This window comes from Gardnerella massiliensis, assembly GCF_003408845.1.
GTDB lineage: Bacteria > Actinomycetota > Actinomycetes > Actinomycetales > Bifidobacteriaceae > Bifidobacterium > Bifidobacterium vaginale_H.
In genome coordinates, this window is record NZ_LRTV01000001.1 from 770762 (window position 1) to 771923 (window position 1162).

The 1162-nt window shown below is 55.2% G+C and carries 1 pseudogene; it reads right to left on the reverse strand.

Going from position 1 to position 1162, the window contains the following annotated elements:
• Positions 1-1162, reverse strand: a pseudogene (locus AXE77_RS06825) (type I polyketide synthase); the annotation flags it as partial.

Sequence of the window (1162 nt, forward strand, 5' to 3'; positions counted from 1 at the left end):
TGGTCGAGGAAGATTTCTGCTTCTTCTTCGTTCGCGCCTTCCTTGTAGTCGCCGCCCATGCCGGTTTCGAATGGTCGAATTCCGGAACGCGCTACTACTTCGTCAGCGTACTTTTCTGCAATATCTTCTTCTGGTACAAGCGTGCCGTCCGCATCGTACCAGCCCGGCTTTGGCGAGTCTTGCCAAGTGAGCAAGCCCATATTCCAAGCCAATTCCAGTACGGCTCCTGCGGAAAGTTTTACGGAACCGTCTTCTTTAATTCCGAGTTCCGCTTCGAAACGAGTACGTCCGGAGCCCCATGGTCCAAGCTCGCCGACGGATACGATTACGATTTCGTCTTCTGGGCGGGCGGTTACGTTCTTCCAGTCGGCTAGGTTGACGCTCGGCTGAGTTGGTACGTAAGGAGTTGGAAGTGCTTTGTTGGTTGATTTCGCAGAAGATTCGGCAGATTCGTCCGCAGCTTCCGCAGCTTTTTCTGCAACTTCCGCACGCTTCTGATCTTCCAACGCTTCCGCACGAAGCGCATTCAGATCAAGCGGTTCCTTTCCTAATCCTCCCGTGAAGTCGACGTCCAAAGGCGCAATTGCCGCCTGCTCACGCGCTTCCTTCGAGCACAATTCGAGCAGACGATCTGCCATTTCTTGCGTCGAGTAGGTGGTTAAGCCGTGACGTTCAACCACGGCAACCAACGGATCGTTTCCGCCCATTAAGCCGGTTCCGCGCACCCAACCAATCTTTGGATGAGCGAAAGTCACGCGATTCGACCACACGCTCTCTGCGTGCGCACGGTTCACAATCGCGTCGAACGCGCTCTTGACTTCGCCGTAAGCGCCGTCGCCGCCGAACATGCCACGGTTTGGCGAGCCAGGTAACACAACGTGCATACGATGTTGCACATCCGTATCGGCTCCAATCTGCGCAAATCCGGCGATTGCGCGTTCCACACCCCACAGCATTAAGCGCGACTGCGATTCGAAAAGTGAACCGGAATCAGCCAAGGTGCCGTGAACTGGAGGTGCTGCGAACGGGAAGAACATGCTCGGCTCGTAAGCAGGCTTCAAAATTGTGGTGGTTGCGCCGCTCACCTTCTTTGAAACTGTGCCAACCCACTTCACAAGCGCGTCAACATCGCGGTAACTAGACAAGTTTGCTGGCACAAGCC